15 protein-coding genes and 1 pseudogene are annotated in these 16,399 nt (G+C 37.6%); 9 read left to right on the top strand and 7 right to left on the bottom strand.

Going from position 1 to position 16,399, the window contains the following annotated elements:
• The first annotated feature begins 89 nt into the window (after window positions 1-89).
• Window positions 90-431, top strand: a complete 342-nt coding sequence (locus tag GQR44_RS00525) for a DUF3802 family protein (protein ID WP_166368160.1) — start codon at window positions 90-92, stop codon at window positions 429-431.
• 196 nt (window positions 432-627) lie between these two features.
• On the opposite strand, the gene rsd is transcribed toward GQR44_RS00525, so the two are convergent.
• Window positions 628-1,101, bottom strand: coding sequence for a sigma D regulator (gene rsd / locus GQR44_RS00520; protein ID WP_166368158.1), 474 nt, complete (start codon window positions 1,099-1,101; stop codon window positions 628-630).
• Between the two features lie 546 nt (window positions 1,102-1,647).
• Here rsd and nudC point away from each other — a divergent pair.
• Together nudC and hemE are read left to right on the top strand one after the other, a co-directional pair.
• Window positions 1,648-2,454, top strand: a complete 807-nt coding sequence (gene nudC, locus GQR44_RS00515; RefSeq protein WP_166368156.1) for an NAD(+) diphosphatase — start codon at window positions 1,648-1,650, stop codon at window positions 2,452-2,454.
• Between the two features lie 166 nt (window positions 2,455-2,620).
• A complete protein-coding gene (gene hemE / locus GQR44_RS00510) occupies window positions 2,621-3,685 on the top strand; it encodes a uroporphyrinogen decarboxylase (protein ID WP_166368154.1) in 1,065 nt (354 codons plus the stop codon).
• A gap of 142 nt (window positions 3,686-3,827) precedes the next feature.
• Here hemE and GQR44_RS00505 read toward each other — a convergent pair whose 3' ends face one another.
• Window positions 3,828-4,277 carry an Rrf2 family transcriptional regulator gene (locus GQR44_RS00505; RefSeq protein ID WP_166368152.1) on the bottom strand — a complete coding sequence of 150 codons (450 nt, stop codon included), beginning with the start codon at window positions 4,275-4,277 and terminating at the stop codon, window positions 3,828-3,830.
• Window positions 4,278-4,539: 262 nt separating this feature from the next.
• On the opposite strand from GQR44_RS00505, the gene GQR44_RS00500 reads away from it, so the two are divergent.
• The 6 genes and pseudogenes from GQR44_RS00500 to purD all read left to right on the top strand — a co-directional run bounded on the left by GQR44_RS00500 (window position 4,540) and on the right by purD (window position 11,694).
• Window positions 4,540-6,801 carry a nitric-oxide reductase large subunit gene (locus GQR44_RS00500; protein ID WP_166368150.1) on the top strand — a complete coding sequence of 754 codons (2,262 nt, stop codon included), beginning with the start codon at window positions 4,540-4,542 and terminating at the stop codon, window positions 6,799-6,801.
• 180 nt (window positions 6,802-6,981) lie between these two features.
• Window positions 6,982-7,104 (top strand): hypothetical protein, encoded by a 123-nt coding sequence (locus GQR44_RS19940; protein ID WP_277344343.1) that lies wholly within the window; start codon window positions 6,982-6,984, stop codon window positions 7,102-7,104.
• Window positions 7,058-7,414: pseudogene (locus GQR44_RS19675) on the top strand (IS4 family transposase); the annotation flags it as partial. The gene GQR44_RS19940 and the pseudogene GQR44_RS19675, both read left to right, overlap by 47 nt.
• A 454-nt stretch (window positions 7,415-7,868) precedes the next feature.
• Complete coding sequence (locus GQR44_RS00495) at window positions 7,869-8,363, top strand: GNAT family N-acetyltransferase (protein ID WP_166368148.1); 495 nt, start codon at window positions 7,869-7,871, stop codon at window positions 8,361-8,363.
• Window positions 8,364-8,539: 176 nt separating this feature from the next.
• The gene (gene purH / locus GQR44_RS00490) at window positions 8,540-10,132 is read left to right on the top strand and encodes a bifunctional phosphoribosylaminoimidazolecarboxamide formyltransferase/IMP cyclohydrolase (RefSeq protein WP_166368963.1); all 1,593 of its coding nucleotides are present in this window, start codon (window positions 8,540-8,542) and stop codon (window positions 10,130-10,132) included.
• Window positions 10,133-10,407: 275 nt separating this feature from the next.
• A complete protein-coding gene (purD, locus tag GQR44_RS00485; protein WP_166368146.1) occupies window positions 10,408-11,694 on the top strand; it encodes a phosphoribosylamine--glycine ligase in 1,287 nt (428 codons plus the stop codon).
• Between the two features lie 189 nt (window positions 11,695-11,883).
• Here purD and GQR44_RS00480 read toward each other — a convergent pair whose 3' ends face one another.
• The 5 genes from GQR44_RS00480 to dusB form a co-directional block, all read right to left on the bottom strand.
• Window positions 11,884-13,098, bottom strand: a complete 1,215-nt coding sequence (locus GQR44_RS00480; RefSeq protein ID WP_166368144.1) for a bifunctional alpha/beta hydrolase/OsmC family protein — start codon at window positions 13,096-13,098, stop codon at window positions 11,884-11,886.
• A gap of 398 nt (window positions 13,099-13,496) precedes the next feature.
• Entirely contained in the window at window positions 13,497-13,772 is a 276-nt protein-coding gene (locus tag GQR44_RS00475; protein WP_028868279.1) for an HU family DNA-binding protein, read from the bottom strand.
• A gap of 577 nt (window positions 13,773-14,349) precedes the next feature.
• Complete coding sequence (locus GQR44_RS00470) at window positions 14,350-14,934, bottom strand: YjaG family protein (RefSeq protein WP_166368143.1); 585 nt, start codon at window positions 14,932-14,934, stop codon at window positions 14,350-14,352.
• 154 nt (window positions 14,935-15,088) lie between these two features.
• The gene (gene fis, locus GQR44_RS00465; RefSeq protein WP_025563271.1) at window positions 15,089-15,388 is read right to left on the bottom strand and encodes a DNA-binding transcriptional regulator Fis; all 300 of its coding nucleotides are present in this window, start codon (window positions 15,386-15,388) and stop codon (window positions 15,089-15,091) included.
• An 18-nt stretch (window positions 15,389-15,406) separates the two neighbouring features.
• Window positions 15,407-16,369, bottom strand: a complete 963-nt coding sequence (dusB, locus tag GQR44_RS00460; RefSeq protein WP_166368141.1) for a tRNA dihydrouridine synthase DusB — start codon at window positions 16,367-16,369, stop codon at window positions 15,407-15,409.
• Between the last annotated feature and the right edge of the window lie 30 nt (window positions 16,370-16,399).

Here is a 16,399-nt window from a genome sequence, read left to right as displayed (position 1 = left end):
ATAGTCATTAATATTTATTAATAAAACTAGTTATTAATGTATTGGTTGTTAATTATTAAGCCGATGCATTAAAGAAGAAAGGGTATTGGATGTTATTAAAAAGTGATGCATATGAACAATGCATAAATTATTTTGCTGATAATTTAGCGATATTTGAACAAAAGTCAGGGTCCCGCACTGGGCAACCTATATCTGATATTGTTCTTGATCAAGTTTCCGATATGCTGATGAACTTTTGTTCACAACAACCTCAATTAAGCAATGAAACTCGTTTAATTGTTGTTGCTGAAGGTGACCAATTAGTTGAAGATATTGAGCAGATACTAGGTAAAAGCTGGGAGCAAAAAGCAACTAATGAACAGCAAATGTTCATAGAAGAATATTTTTTATTATTAAAAAATAGCTTGGATTCGCAGGTAGCGCATTTGTAGTTTTTCTTAGTTTGTCGCTACACATAATTGTTATTACAAAGAAAAAGTTACAAAGATAAAACGAAAAAACCAATCTATACGATTGGTTTTTTTATATGCAGATTATATATCAATGCTTTACATCACCACATTGTATGGTTAAACATTGATAATAGCGCCATTAAGATCGCCATAATGCGTAATCAATATCCACAGATTAACGAATAGTATGATGAAGGTGTACTACTTCTAATAGCTGATCTTCACGTTCAAATCGGCTTTCCATTACTTGACCTAACTCTGAAATATCATGGTCAAAGTTTAACAATGTTTTATCCGATACGTTTTCTGCATAGGTATCATTAAAATTCAACGCGACATCAGTCGTGGTGGTGATATGAGAATATAACTCTTGAGCAATTTTTAAATTCTCTATGCCATCCATTCTCGATTGTTCAATGATTTGCTCATACACTTCAAAATGTCCTGTTGAAGCATAATCCAATAACTGTTGGCAAAACTCTGTGATCACCTCTTGTTTAGGTAAGCAGCGTTTTTCTTGTTGGTAGGGTGGCAGGCCCGCTAATTCACAATATAAGACAACGAGTTTTTGACGTGCATCTAACCAATTATCTAAAACAGATAGTTCACCACCCCATTCTTCTTTTGCTTGTTTTATTTTTTTAAGCATAAAAACCTCTTTTAAATGAAATAGCTACAAAACTAACTGACTAAAAATTAAGTGAAATAATAGCGCTCGTCAATATAAATTTAGTTTATATAGCAATCACCATAATTACTGTGAGCTTATGCCCAATGTAATCGCTTCAAATACTAATATTTTATATTAATCGTTACCATTGTAATGAATAACTAAAACGAGAAGAAAAAATAACACTTGTTCAATAGTGGTTTGATATTGCACTATACCCGTTACCAATCAAAATGCATTATTCAGTAGCTAACTCGGATATCAAGGCAAGGCGTAACATGATGACAATGACTAGTCCCTATCGAATGTTACAACGCTGCATTGATTTTCGAATTAGCTAACCATAGGGCAAGTCGTGAGGTAATCATCTTCGTTCCTGTTATAAAACGGGAAAAAGTTTTGATATAACCCGTTAGAACTTCACCTTTATGCCTATAGCTTGTTCACCTCACTGCGAGCTGATTTTTGTATTTTGAATGATAACGGGTATACATTATTTATTCCTCCCCAAAACGAGTATTTAAGATGGCAGAGTTACAAACTGCGTTAGATGAAAACGCATGGTGGTTTATTTTATCAGAAGGCAAGTTAGTTGCGTTTGATAAAGGTGATTTCATTCCCTTTGGCAATGTTAATGAGTTACCTTTTCCTGAAGGGGTAACGACTAATAAACGATTGTTAGGACAATATAAAGATCAACCTTGTTACCTAGTAGAAGTTGAAGATAGCTTAGATATTGGTTTAGGTGGATACGTCACATTACGTTCGTTATTGGGGCGAATTGATGATCTGTTATTTGATATGGCTGGGCGTGCATTTCAAATTGCATTGTTTTATAGAACCCATCAATTTTGCGGTCAATGTGGACAAAAAATGCAGCCCATTGATTGGGAAGTAGCGATGAAGTGCTACCATTGCCAACATCGGACATATCCGCGAGTATCCCCTTGTATTATTGTTGCAATCCGTAAACATAAGCAGATATTACTAGCATTGCACAACCGTCACCAAAAGGAAAACTATCCTGTTTATACAACGTTAGCAGGGTTTACCGAAGCGGGTGAAACTTTAGAGGCTTGTGTTGAGCGAGAGGTTTTTGAAGAGGTGGGGATTAAAGTTAAAAATATCCGTTATGTAAGCAGCCAGCCTTGGCCTTTCCCTCATTCATTAATGATGGGCTTTATTGCTGATTATGATTCAGGTGAACTAAAAGTTGACCCGCATGAGTTAATTGAAGCAAATTGGTATGATGCAAATAATTTACCAGTGATACCAAGGCATGGCACAATTGCACGTAAATTAATCGAAAAAACACTTAAAAGATGTCGCTAATTGTGTCGCCAATTGTATCGTTAGTTATATGACTAGTTAAAAATTTTGAACGACAAAACAGGATTAAGGCGCGTTCATTTATTTTAAATGTTAGTATGTGCGCCAATAATTAAGCTGATTTGTAAACTCGGCGCGCCATTAATAGACAGAAAAGAAAAGGTTACCAATGACTGAATTAAAAAACGATCGTTATATTCGTGCTTTGTTAAAGCAAGAAGTAGATAAAACACCTGTCTGGATGATGCGTCAAGCAGGCCGCTATCTACCTGAATATAAAGCGACTCGAGCACAAGCGGGTGACTTTATGTCGCTTTGCCGTAATGCAGATTTAGCTTGTGAAGTAACATTACAACCATTACGTCGATTTGACCTAGATGCAGCGATTCTTTTTTCTGATATTTTAACTATTCCCGATGCAATGGGCTTAGGATTATATTTCTCAGAAGGTGAAGGCCCTAGATTTGAGCGTCCTATCAGCTGTAAAAAAGATGTTGATAACCTGATCATGCCAGATCCTGAAGGTGAACTTCAGTATGTAATGAATGCGGTCCGTACCATTCGTCGTGATTTAAAAGGCGAAGTGCCATTAATTGGTTTCTCTGGTAGCCCATGGACGTTAGCAACTTATATGGTTGAAGGAAGCGGTTCAAAATTCTTCACTAAAATTAAAAAAATGGCATTTGCTGAACCGCAAACATTACATCTGTTATTAGATAAATTGGCAGATTCTGTGATTGCTTATTTAAATGCACAAATTGCTGCAGGTGCTCAATCTGTGATGGTCTTTGATACTTGGGGTGGTATTTTGTCGCCACGCGATTACAAAGACTTCTCATTGCAATATATGCATAAAATAGTGGATGGCTTAACCCGTAACTATGATGGTCAAAAAATTCCGGTGACTTTATTCACAAAGAATGGCGGTCAATGGATCGAACAAATCGCTGATACTGGTTGTGATGCAATTGGTTTAGATTGGACAATTGATATCAAAGAAGCGAAAGCGCGTGTTGGTTCGCGTGTTGCATTGCAAGGTAACATGGACCCATCGATGTTATACGCGTCACCAGAACGTATTCGCCAAGAAGTGGCGACTATCTTAGAAGGTTTTGGTACAGGCAATGGTCATGTGTTTAATTTAGGACATGGTATTCATTTAGATGTACCACCTGAAAATGCGAAAGTGTTTGTAGATGCCGTGCATGAATTAAGTGTGCCTTACCACAAATAAAGACTGTTAATATTTATTCACTAAAAAAACATACTTCGGTATGTTTTTTCGTTTCTAGCCAGTGCTTATTCATCATATGCTTATGCTTGGCATCTTAATATTGATTGTCGGTTAAGGTATTTTTTCTTTTGCAAAGAGTCTTTTATTCTATTGGGATCATAAGTACCTGTCTGAGTTCAGCTTTATTCTCTCCTTTGATTAAATCAGCTAACGTGTATTGATCTAAACAATCAAAGAAAGATTCCATTGCTTGTGCAAACATTCTTTTTAGCTGGCAACTTGATGTGATCACACATTGGTTATCTTTTCCAAAGCATTCAACCAATGTTGAACCTTGTTCTATAGAGCGTACCAACTGGCCTATATTTATATTTTCAGGCGCTGTATTAAGCTTTATTCCTCCATTTTTCCCCCGAGTTGCATTGATATGATTGTTGGCACTAAGTTCCTGCACTACTTTCATCAAATGATTTTTTGATATTTGATATCGCTCAGCGACTTCTTTAATAGTGATAATGTGGGAAGTTTCTTTTGCAGCCGCAAGGTAAATTAATACTCGTAATGAGTAATCGGTAAAACGAGAAATGTTCATATAAAGCACCTAAGTAATGATATTTAATAATGGCATTATTTTGTCTCTACCGCCTTAATATCTTAAAGAATTATTTTAAATACATCGATTTATAAGATACATATAGTTTACATCTTTAATTTTGTATGTAGAATCTCACTCAAATAAGATTCATTTAAAATGCATCTTTTATTTGTAAGTTAAATAAAGGGTTTTTATTTTAGAAGTTTTTGAATTTAAGGTTGTTAATTAAAGGCTAAATACTCATCAAAAGGAGCATGTTATGGGAGAGTATAAAAAATTGTGGTGGACCCTCTTAGGTGTGCTTGCCATTACCTTTTCATTATTAGGTTACTACGGAACAGAAATTTATCGTACGGCACCACCGATACCAGCATCATTTGTTTCTGAGCGTGGTGATATTTTTACAACGGAAGAAAAAATATTAGACGGTCAAACGGCTTGGCAATCAGTAGGTGGGATGCAACTGGGATCAATATGGGGTCATGGTGCTTATCAAGCGCCCGATTGGACAGCGGATTGGTTACATCGAGAACTTGTTAATTGGTTGGATTTAGCGGCAATGGACGAGTTTGCTAAACCTTTTGATCGATTAACCGGAGAGCAGCAAAACACATTACAATATAAACTTAAAAATGATTACAGAACAAATACCTATGATCATGAGAAAAATACAGTCACGTTATCTGTAAGGCGTCTGCAAGCGATTGAGCAAACGGGTGAGTATTATAATGCGCTCTTTGGCGGTGCACCTGAATTACAAAAAACGCGTGAAAATTATGCCATGAAAGAGGTGACATTACCAAGTGCAGAGAGAAGGGAGCGTTTAACTGAATTCTTTTTTTGGACCGCTTGGGCTGCCTCAACTGAACGTAGTGACGGTAATGCAACTTATACAAATAATTGGCCGCATGAACCATTAATCGATAATAAACCCACTACTGAAAATATTTTATGGTCTGTTGTGAGTATTGTATTGTTGGTTGCCGGTATTGGTGCTTTAGTATGGGCTTGGGCATTTTTACGAAAAGAAGATGAAAGTGAACCTGTTGCGCCACTCAATGATCCTATCTTATCTTTCGCGTTAACAGCTTCGCAAAAAGCATTAGGCAAATATTTATTCTTGGTCGTGGCTTTATTTACTTTTCAAATTTTTATGGGGGCACTCACCGCACATTATACCGTTGAAGGTCAAGGCTTTTATGGTATTCAAACTTCAGAATGGTTTCCTTATAGTTTAGTGCGTACTTGGCATATTCAATCTGCTTTATTTTGGATCGCCAGTGGTTTTTTAGCGGCAGGATTATTTTTAGCACCTGTCATTAATGGAGGTAAAGATCCTAGATTCCAAAAACTCGGTGTTGATGTGCTTTTTTGGGCACTGGTTCTAGTCGTTGTTGGCTCATTTATAGGTAATTACTTAGCGATTGCGCAAATAATGCCAGCAAATTTAAATTTTTGGCTAGGCCATCAAGGTTATGAATATGTTGATTTAGGGCGATTATGGCAAATTGGTAAATTTATTGGGCTTGTATTGTGGTTAACGTTGATGATGCGTTGTATTGCGCCGACGTTGAAACAGAAAGGTGATAAAAACTTATTAGTTTTATTTATGTTCTCATGTATCGCGATTGGTTTATTTTATGGGGCGGGTTTCTTCTACGGTGAAAGAACACATCTCTCTGTGATGGAATATTGGCGTTGGTGGATTGTACATCTATGGGTTGAAGGTTTCTTTGAAGTTTTTGCTACTACTGCGTTGGCATTTATTTTCTTTAATATGGGATTAGTTTCTCAACGTATGGCGACAGTGGCTTCATTAACATCTGCCTCATTATTCATGTTAGGGGGTATTCCGGGTACTTTCCATCATTTGTATTTTTCTGGTACGACAACACCTGTTATGGCAGTCGGTGCGACCTTTAGTGCACTCGAAGTTGTGCCACTAATTGTGCTTGGATATGAAGCTTGGGAGCACTATAAGTTGCAAAATCGTGCGCCTTGGATGGACAGTGTGAAATGGCCTATTATGTACTTTGTTGCAGTTGCTTTTTGGAATATGTTAGGCGCTGGGGTATTAGGGTTTATGATCAATCCGCCAATCTCTTTATATTACATTCAAGGTCTTAATACGACGGCAACCCATGCGCATGCTGCATTATTTGGTGTGTACGGTTTCTTAGCGCTCGGCTTTACCTTATTGGTATTAAGATACATTCGCCCTCATTTGAAATTTGATGAGCGTTTAATGAAGGTTTCTTTTTGGTGGATGAATGTAGGCTTAGCACTGATGTTATTTACTAGCTTATTACCCATTGGCATTATTCAATTTATTGCGAGTGCATCAGAGGGGCTTTGGTATGCACGTAGTGAAGCCGTTATGCAAAGTGATACATTAGTTACATTGCGTTGGGCACGTACCATCGGTGACATCGTGTTTATGATTGGTGCATTAGCGGTCACTTGGCAAGTGACTAAAGGTGTCTTTTTTTCGCCAGAAAAAATAGTGAAATCGAAATGTTAACTTAAGCCTCTTTGATTGGTGTTGCGACGTTTGTATTGCTTATAAGTCATGATTCCAATTAACGTATAATGAATAAAAATGACGCTTGTTAGCGTAATGCCGAACAGTTAAGAAAAGTTAGTTTATTTTTAGCTGAAGAAGATCAAAATCCTATGACTCAAAAGGTCATGGGATTTTTTTATGGCGTTTTCAGAAGCACTCGCTCGCACTTCGATTAATCGTTTTACTGAATTTTCTTCTTTGTCAGATATCTTAGAGCCAGACGTTATTGAATCTTGCCTAAGCGCATCGTTGGGGAATTGAATTAGGTTATCACGAAATGAAACCGCATATGCTTGAAAGTCGTTTTACATTTCGTAGCAATCTACCTGAATTAATTGATCAAGAGTGATGAAGTATTTTACTTGCTTATAATTAAATTCGTTACAAAATGATACTGATGGCGAAATCACTTGAAGGTGCTTTTGCTAATCAATTGGGCTTCAGAGATGCGTCTTCTCGTATTATTCATACTCCGACCATGATGCCGATAAATGCACCAGAAAACGTTCCAAAGATAGTGATAGATATAGCAATAAATGCCGCCCAGTTTAAGCTAGAGGGAAAGCGAGAATGAAGTTATTCTAGGTATTTAAAACCTCTAAGAGTCGATATCCGGTTGCTAAAAGTAAATATGCCTTTCACCTACCACCTTTGATGTTTACTTTGACGCCCCGCTAATTTTTTTGTAACCAACTAAGATTTAATCTTAAGTATTCAGGCTAACTAACAAATCATTCCAGCTGTTTTCCGACCATCTAATTGTAATGAAGCTATTATATTAATAGCTAGATTTGTATATAAAATGAACGATGTGATAATGTATGTTAACTACCGCTAAAGCCAATTTAGTTAATTATCTGTTTATTTATGTTGGTTAGATTATATAAATGCTTGGTTATAGACGTTGTAATAAGCTCGATAATGATTACAACCAATGCTTTACTTGTATTTCTTCTCGCCTGAATAAAGCTCTTATTTAATTCAATTGCTATGAATGGCAATTTTGCCATGCAAATGGAGGTGATATGCCGTTATTTATAGAACACCAACAATTAAACATTCGTCGTTTTGTTGATGAAGATAAAAATGACTTTATTAGCTTAGTTCAGCACCCGTTATGTATGAAATACAGCATGACAGGGGTTTTATCAGAGCAGCAAGCGAGTAAGTTTTTTGATACGTTAATGCAGAACAAAAAACACAAAATGTACGCGATTGAAGAAGCTGAAACTGGTCTTGTGATTGGTTGTACTGGATTACAAGATTGTTTTATTGAAGAAGACTTATGTATTGTTTTTACCCTACGTTTATTGCCCGAATTTAATCAACATCAAGATTTACACCCTGCATTAAAACAGTTAATAGAACAACTCACTTCCCTACATCAACTCCCGAAACTACAAGCAGTGGTTGCTAAGAAAAATCAGTTTATTATGCAACTGCTGGCAGATTTGAGCTTTGAAAAAGTCAAAGTAGTCACCTGTCGTGGCATCGATAGTTACTTATATCAAACTTGTTGATCCATCGATTACCGTCTTATTTGAATAAATAGTGTTATTTTTTGTATTTTTATTCAACAAAACGAATAAAAGTGCTTTTAATTCGGGTAGAATGCCGCGCAAGTTCAACTTTTTGGAAAAGCCAATCACTTGAATTTTTCACCGATGAAAACATTAACCGAGGAATGTGGAATATAATGGAAAATAGCCGAACAATTAAACGCGCACTGATCAGTGTTTCTGATAAAACTGGTATTGTAGAATTTGCACGCGAACTAGCAGCTAACGGTGTTGATATTTTATCAACAGGCGGTACTTGTAAGTTACTTGCTGAAAACAACATTAAAGTAACTGAAGTATCTGATTACACTGGTTTTCCTGAGATGATGGACGGCCGAGTAAAAACATTACATCCTAAAATTCACGGTGGAATTCTTGCTCGTCGTGGTATCGATGAAGATATTATGACGGCAAACGATATTCAAGCAATTGATATGGTTGTTGTAAACTTGTACCCATTTGCTGCGACAGTAGCAAACCCAGATTGTACATTAGAAGACGCGATTGAAAATATCGATATCGGCGGTCCAACAATGGTACGTGCTGCGGCAAAAAACCATAAAGACGTTGCGATTGTTGTTAATGCTTCTGATTACTCACGTATTTTATCTGAAATGAGTGAAAATAACGGTAGCCTAGTTTACAAAACACGTTTTGATTTAGCGATTGCAGCTTACGAGCATACTGCTCAATACGACGGTATGATCGCTAACTACTTCGGTACTATGGTACCAAGCTACGGCGAAAACAAAGAAGGTGATGAAGAGTCTAAATTCCCACGCACTTTCAATGCACAATTCCAGAAAAAACAAGATATGCGTTACGGTGAAAATTCTCACCAAGCCGCTGCTTTTTATGTTGAAAACAACATTCAAGAAGCATCAGTATCAACGGCAACGCAGTTACAAGGTAAAGCATTATCTTACAACAATATCGCTGATACAGATTCAGCATTAGAGTGTGTTAAAGAATTCTCTGAGCCAGCTTGTGTGATCGTTAAACATGCAAACCCATGTGGTGTTGCTGTCGCTGGCACAATCTTAGATGCCTATGAAGGTGCTTACAAAACTGACCCTACATCTGCATTCGGTGGCATCATTGCGTTTAACCGCGAATTAGATGCAGCAACGGCTGAAGCGATTACTTCACGTCAATTTGTTGAAGTAATTATTGCACCATCTGTTAGTGCAGAAGCAGCGGCAATCGTTGCGACTAAAAAGAACCTACGTTTATTAGAATGTGGCGAGTGGGCTAAGCAAACTACAGAGTTTGATATTAAACGTGTTAACGGTGGTTTATTAGTTCAAGACCGTGACCAAGGTATGGTGGGTTTAGACGACCTTAAAGTTGTGTCTAAGCGTCAACCTACAGATGCTGAAATGTCAGATTTATTATTTAGCTGGAAAGTGGCTAAATTTGTTAAATCAAATGCAATTGTTTACGTTAAAAACAGTGCTACCGTTGGGGTAGGTGCTGGCCAAATGAGCCGTGTTTACAGTGCAAAAATTGCAGGTATTAAAGCTTCTGATGAAAACCTAGTGGTTGAAGGTTCTGTTATGGCATCGGATGCATTCTTCCCATTCCGTGACGGTATTGATGCAGCAGCAGAAGCTGGTATTAGTTGTGTTATCCAGCCTGGTGGTTCAATGCGTGATGATGAAGTCATCGCCGCAGCGGATGAGCACAATATGGCAATGGTATTCACGGGAATGCGCCACTTCCGCCATTAATCTTATTTTGCTTTGTGATTTGGCTCGTCCTCTGCGTTGAAAGTGCTCACTTGCAGTAGCAAGCTCCGCGCTTTCGCCTTGATGACAAGCCAAACCCCTTAGCAAAAAACACAATTAATTATTGTGTTATTAAGCAATCAAGTAGCAAGCTCGTTGCTGCCCCTTGATTGTTAGTAAAATTACTTAACACAATTAGATTAATCAATTTGAATATTGTAGGGCGAACTTTGGTTCGTCTTTATTATTTTAGATAACTTATTTTTAAGGTTCCTATTATGAATGTACTGATTATTGGTAATGGCGGTCGTGAACATGCGTTGGCATGGAAAGCGGCACAAAACCCTGAAGTTAAAAATATCTTTGTAGCACCAGGTAATGCCGGTAGTGCCTTAGAAGATAAAGTCACTAACGTTAATATCGGTGTTGAAGATATTGATGCATTAGTTGCTTTCGCAAAAGACAATAATGTTGAATTAACCATTGTTGGCCCTGAAGCACCGCTTGTTATTGGTGTGGTTGATGCGTTCCAAGAAGCAAACTTAGCATGTTTTGGTCCAACCAAAGGTGCCGCACAGTTAGAAGGCTCTAAAGCATTTACTAAAGACTTCTTAGCGCGTCATGATATTCCAACAGCTTGGTACCAAAATTTCACTGAAATTGAGCCGGCTTTGGCTTACGTTCGTGAAAAAGGCGCTCCTATTGTGATTAAAGCCGATGGTCTTGCTGCAGGTAAAGGCGTGATTGTAGCAATGACATTACAAGAAGCTGAAGATGCTATTCAAGATATGCTAGCGGGTAATGCATTTGGCGAAGCTGGTCATCGCGTGGTCGTTGAAGAGTTCTTAGATGGCGAAGAAGCATCATTCATTGTAATGGTTGATGGTAAAAATATCGTGCCAATGGCAACTAGCCAAGATCATAAACGTGTTGGCGATGGTGATACTGGACCAAATACCGGTGGTATGGGCGCATATTCCCCTGCACCAGTTGTAACGCCTGAAATGCATGATCGCATCATGGATCTTGTTATTCGTCCGACAGTTGAAGGTATGGCTGCTGAAGGTAATACTTATACTGGTTTCTTATATGCCGGTCTTATGATCATGGCGGATGGCACACCTAAAGTAATCGAATATAACTGTCGTTTCGGTGATCCAGAAACACAACCAATCATGTTACGCATGCAGTCTGATATCGTTACTTTATGTCTTGCTGGTGTAAATGGCGAACTTGAAGATATGGTTGCTGAGTTTGATCCACGTGCCGCTATTGGTGTGGTATTAGCTGCTGGCGGTTACCCTGCTGATTACACTAAAGGGCATGTTATTTCAGGTATTCCTGAAGCTTCTGAAGGCCTAAAAGTATTTCACGCAGGCACTGCTGAAAAAGACGGTCAAGTGGTGACAAATGGTGGTCGTGTACTTTGTGCTACTGCATTAGGTAATACAGTGACAGAAGCGCAACAGAAAGCCTATGAGCTTACTAAACAGATTAGTTGGGATGGTATGTTCCATCGTAACGATATCGCTTACCGTGCGATTGCACGTGAAAATAGTAAATAACTCAGCTTATTTGTAAGTTAACTAACTTCTCTGATGATTGTTCAGAGAAGTTAGTTCCTAGCAAAGTGTTAATCTCACCTACTCTTTACACCTACTCATTACCTCTGCGAATTTTCCATCTCATAGATTACTGGTTTTTGCATCATCAACGGTAACGGCTTTAAGCAACTTTTTACATGTTAACGACTGCTATTCAACTAGCTTACTGATCACTGCTACATCATTATGCAATGTTTTATGTACTGGGCATTTATCTGCAATTTCTAAAAAGCGAACTTTCTGTTGTTCGTCTAAATCGCCTACAAAACTGATATTACGCACAATCGCTTCTATGCCATTTTGTTGTTCGCAGTTATTGCAATCATCTTGATAATTACGGGTATGTGTAAGTTCAACTTTGATATGTTGTATGGGTAGTTTTTTGCGTTGCGCATACATTCTTAGGGTCATTGATGTACATGCGCCTAGACCGGCGAGTAGATGCTCGTAAGGATCTGGTCCTGTATTTTTTCCGCCTACGCTAACGGGTTCATCAGCTAACCAATAGTGACTTGATGTGCTCACATGCTGGGTAAATTTATGATCTTTTTCTTCAACCAGGACATGTCCTTTAGGCAGTGTTTTTTTGTCACTGTTTGTTTGCGTGTTTGTATCATTGTTAATATATCGACTAGCCCATGCTGCAATAACATCTGCTGCATATTCTGAATCATTTTTCTGGCTTAATAAGTGGTCTGCATTATCTAAGCTTACGAAACTTTTAGGGTGTAATGCTGCTTGGTATATTTTTTCAGCTTCACTGATGTTAACGATGCTGTCTACTGGGGAATGCATCACTAACAGCGCTTTTTTGAGTTTGCTAATATGTTGATTACCATAGCTATTAATATCATCTAAGAACTGCTTCTGTATGGTGAAATTTCTGCCTGCAAGTGTTACTTCTGCTTCGCCTTTATCGTTAATGTCATCAATGTGTGCTGCAAAATTATGAGCAACATGTGCAGCATCAGATGGAGAGCCTATTGTCACAACAGCAACGGATTCCGGTACTTTTTGAGCAACGCCTAATACGGCCGCACCACCCAAACTATGCCCAATTAGTAATTTAGGTGCATGATACTCTTTACGTAAAAAGTCAGCCGCGGCCACTAAGTCTTGTATGTTTGATGAGAAATTTGTATTGGCAAAATCTCCATCGCTATTACCTAACCCGGTGAAATCGAAGCGAAGCACTGCAATCCCTTTGGCCGTTAACGCTCTGCTAATGCGAGATGCAGCGGCAACGTCCTTACTGCATGTGAAGCAGTGAGCAAACAGCGCATAGAACCTGACGTTTGCTTCAGGAGTCTCTAACAGTCCACTCAGTGTATGACTACCACTAGTGAATTCTACTTTCTGACGCATAGTACATTCCTTCTTTAGTTGATTACTAATAAGTACATAGATGACTAAACATTAATGAGGCTGTTATATATAACATGTTGTTTAACAAAATGATGGTTTGTGTTGTTTTTTATAGCGTTAGTTTTATTTGAAAAGTATTGGTGATTTGTTACCTGCAATCACATTAAATATAGGAAGTGCCATCAACCATAGAAAGTGTGATTAAACATAGGAAAGAATTAAAGCTAGGAGGGGGAAATTAAAGTGTTTTAAAAAGCCCTCAAAAGAGGGCTTCTAATAACATGTCCAGTAAACTTACTTATTTAAAAGCAATTTATTTAAAAGTAATACGCTGTAAGCGAGTGGTCAGTTATTTTAAATACAAATACTCGAAAGTATTTTATCCACGTAACAAAAGATTATTTGTTTACCGCTTCTTTAAGAGCTTTACCAGAAACAAAAGCAGGAACGTTAGCTGCTTTAATTTGAATGTCAGCACCAGTTTGTGGATTACGACCAGTACGTGCTGCACGATGATTTACTTTAAATGTACCAAAACCGATAAGTTGAACTGGTTCACCATCTTTTAGGCTATCAGTTACGCTAGCTAAAATTTGCTCTAGGGCAGCTTTAGCTTGTACTTTAGTTAGGTCTGCTTTTTCTGCGATATCTGCAACAAGTTGAGTTTTGTTCATTATTTGACTTCCATTAGTATAAAAAAATGCATAAGAATTTAAACATATTATTTAATGTATTGCATTCATTCCTCGCAAGTAAAGGATAATAATCATTTAAATTAGTAAAATAGAGGTTTATTTACTTTATTGTGTTAAAAATCACACAACAGTGGCGGCTGTTGTGCCCTGCGGTTCAAATTTTGTTCGCCACATAGCACTTTGCATGACCCGAATATTACGCAGCCTAGTCGCCTAAACGAATTTTTTTGATAAAGATTATGTCGTTTTGGGAGGACTCTGAGGATAAGCTCTACTGACTATTTATGCTGCGTTTTGCTTAATTATGCACATCGTGATATATCAAATGTCATCTTGAGCGGCACTGTATAACACCATTTTAAACGACTACACATAACTAACTACATATAACTAACTACATATAACTAACTACATATAACTAACTACATATAACTTAGCTATATAACAAAAATCTATTTGGCCTTAATTAAAAAGCCAGCAACATATAGCAAAAATAGTTCTTAAAAATAACCCTCAAAGATGACCCTCAAAAATTAACTGTTCTGAACATTGAACATTAAATGTCTACTGTAGAGATACCAATATTGGTACTTTCAAGAGACTTTATATAAGCACGAATTGATTTAATGAGTTCCGGACTACGTTCATTATTTAACATTTTTAATAGGGTTTCTTGAACGGCTAAATGTTCAATAAATAATGGCTCAAGCAACAAGGTTGCTTCATCAATTTCTTGATCTGTTTGTAATTCAATAAAACTAGCAATGGTTGCAAAGCTGGTTTGGCTTGCATTTAATGCTTCTTCTTTGGACTTAGTAGAAAACGAGTTGAAGATACAGTTAGTAATCACACAAAAATCGACAGCTGGATAAACGCCATAGAAATCATAATCATTGCTTTCTGGGATAATCGCATCAAAATTTTCTTCTTGGATGGTGAAGTTTATTTTAGCGCCTTTTACGGTCAGTTTTTCCCAAAAAAGTTGTAGGATATTTTCAGCCGTTTCTCCATGTTCACTTCCAATTGCTTGGCTAAACATTTTAAAGTGAGTAATATTTTGCTCTGCTAATGCCATACAAAAAACATTTTGTTGCCAAGCTTGTAAATTGGAAAGTTGATCATTGATGGGAAGAGATAGCATAGTAGTCCTATTTGCAAAGGCAAAAGAAGCTAAGGTTATAGGCAAACTTGAAGACTGTCTGCAGATATTTTGTGATTTTTATTTTTTACTTAAAAAAGATATAAAAAAAGCGACTTAGAAAGTCGCTTTTTTAGATTCTAGAGTAGAGTTAGACTTAACCCATGCCGTATTTTTTCAATTTTTTGCGTAACGTACCACGGTTAATACCCAACATAGTTGCTGCACGAGTTTGGTTACCACGAGTGTATTGCATAATGATATCTAACATTGGCGCTTCAACTTCTGCCAATACTAATTCATATAATTCAGTTGTGTCTTGACCATTCAATTTTGCTACATAACCAGATACAGCTTGACGTACTGAGTCACGTAGTGGACGTTGAGTTATTTGCCCTGTAGCAGGAATACTAGTTGTTGTTGTCAGTGCTTCTTGAGAAATATTTTGTTCAAACATGGCTGTTAACTCTTTTAATTACAATTGATTTAAATAAGTTTCTAATACGTTTAATTGCTCACTAGCATTTTCTATCGCATTAAATTTTCGCTTAAAATAACCTAACCTGTCTTGCGCTTGCAAATACCACCCGACATGCTTCCTAGCGATTCGAGGTCCCATTACATCACCATAAAAAATATGCAAAGCCTGCACATGATCTAATAGCATTTGTGTAATTTCCGTTTGTGCCAAACGCTGTGCATGTTGCCCAGTGTTTAGAAAGTGGTTAATTTCATTGAATATCCAAGGGGCACCTTGTGCACCTCGTCCAATCATGATGGCATCAGCTCCTGTGTAGTCCAGTACAGACTTAGCTTTCTCCACAGAAGTAATATCACCATTTGCAATCACAGGGATTGTTATACTTTCTTTAATTTTTTTTATCGTGTCATACTCTGCTTCACCTTTAAAAAGGCACTGTCGAGTACGACCATGCACGGTTAGTGCTTGGATACCTGCTTGTTCAGCAATCTGTGCAATCTCTATCCCATTTCTATTTTCTGGATCCCAGCCAGTGCGAATCTTCAAAGTAACAGGCACATCAACGGCATCAACAACACTCTCTAAGATAGCTTTCACTAACTCAGGGTGTGGTAGTAATGCAGAGCCTGCTTTTTTCTTATTCACTTTTTTGGCGGGACATCCCATATTAATATCAACGATCTGAGCACCTAGCTGCACGGTCAATCGTGCGGCATTAGCCATTGCTAGCGGTTCAGAACCAGCAATTTGTACAGAACGAATACCTGATTCGTTATGGTAATCCATTCGTAACTTAGATTTAGTACTATTCCAAACACGAGGATTGGATGAAAGCATTTCTGACACAGCTAGCCCAGCACCTTGTTTGCGACAAAGTTCTCTGAACGGCCTATCTGTGACGCCTGCCATCGGCGCTAAAATAAGATTATTGTCTAATTGATACTTTCCAATGCGCATATTCTAAGCGTTCTCTAAGTTAAGGCGGCG

Origin of the sequence: Psychromonas sp. SA13A (assembly GCF_011378715.1) — a bacterium.
Taxonomy (GTDB): domain Bacteria; phylum Pseudomonadota; class Gammaproteobacteria; order Enterobacterales; family Psychromonadaceae; genus Psychromonas.
Note: the sequence above shows the minus strand (reverse complement) of the source record. Positions and strands in the feature narration are given on the sequence as shown.

Bases quoted from the DNA above. Each gene is read 5' to 3' on its own strand.
- GQR44_RS00525 (WP_166368160.1), top strand. From the start codon at position 90: ATGTTATTAAAAAGTGATGCATATGAACAATGCATAAATTATTTTGCT.
- rsd (WP_166368158.1), bottom strand. From the start codon at position 1,101: ATGCTTAAAAAAATAAAACAAGCAAAAGAAGAATGGGGTGGTGAACTA.
- nudC (WP_166368156.1), top strand. From the start codon at position 1,648: ATGGCAGAGTTACAAACTGCGTTAGATGAAAACGCATGGTGGTTTATT.
- hemE (WP_166368154.1), top strand. From the start codon at position 2,621: ATGACTGAATTAAAAAACGATCGTTATATTCGTGCTTTGTTAAAGCAA.
- GQR44_RS00505 (WP_166368152.1), bottom strand. From the start codon at position 4,277: ATGAACATTTCTCGTTTTACCGATTACTCATTACGAGTATTAATTTAC.
- GQR44_RS00500 (WP_166368150.1), top strand. From the start codon at position 4,540: ATGGGAGAGTATAAAAAATTGTGGTGGACCCTCTTAGGTGTGCTTGCC.
- GQR44_RS19940 (WP_277344343.1), top strand. From the start codon at position 6,982: ATGGCGTTTTCAGAAGCACTCGCTCGCACTTCGATTAATCGTTTTACT.
- GQR44_RS00495 (WP_166368148.1), top strand. From the start codon at position 7,869: ATGCCGTTATTTATAGAACACCAACAATTAAACATTCGTCGTTTTGTT.
- purH (WP_166368963.1), top strand. From the start codon at position 8,540: ATGGAAAATAGCCGAACAATTAAACGCGCACTGATCAGTGTTTCTGAT.
- purD (WP_166368146.1), top strand. From the start codon at position 10,408: ATGAATGTACTGATTATTGGTAATGGCGGTCGTGAACATGCGTTGGCA.
- GQR44_RS00480 (WP_166368144.1), bottom strand. From the start codon at position 13,098: ATGCGTCAGAAAGTAGAATTCACTAGTGGTAGTCATACACTGAGTGGA.
- GQR44_RS00475 (WP_028868279.1), bottom strand. From the start codon at position 13,772: ATGAACAAAACTCAACTTGTTGCAGATATCGCAGAAAAAGCAGACCTA.
- GQR44_RS00470 (WP_166368143.1), bottom strand. From the start codon at position 14,934: ATGCTATCTCTTCCCATCAATGATCAACTTTCCAATTTACAAGCTTGG.
- fis (WP_025563271.1), bottom strand. From the start codon at position 15,388: ATGTTTGAACAAAATATTTCTCAAGAAGCACTGACAACAACAACTAGT.
- dusB (WP_166368141.1), bottom strand. From the start codon at position 16,369: ATGCGCATTGGAAAGTATCAATTAGACAATAATCTTATTTTAGCGCCG.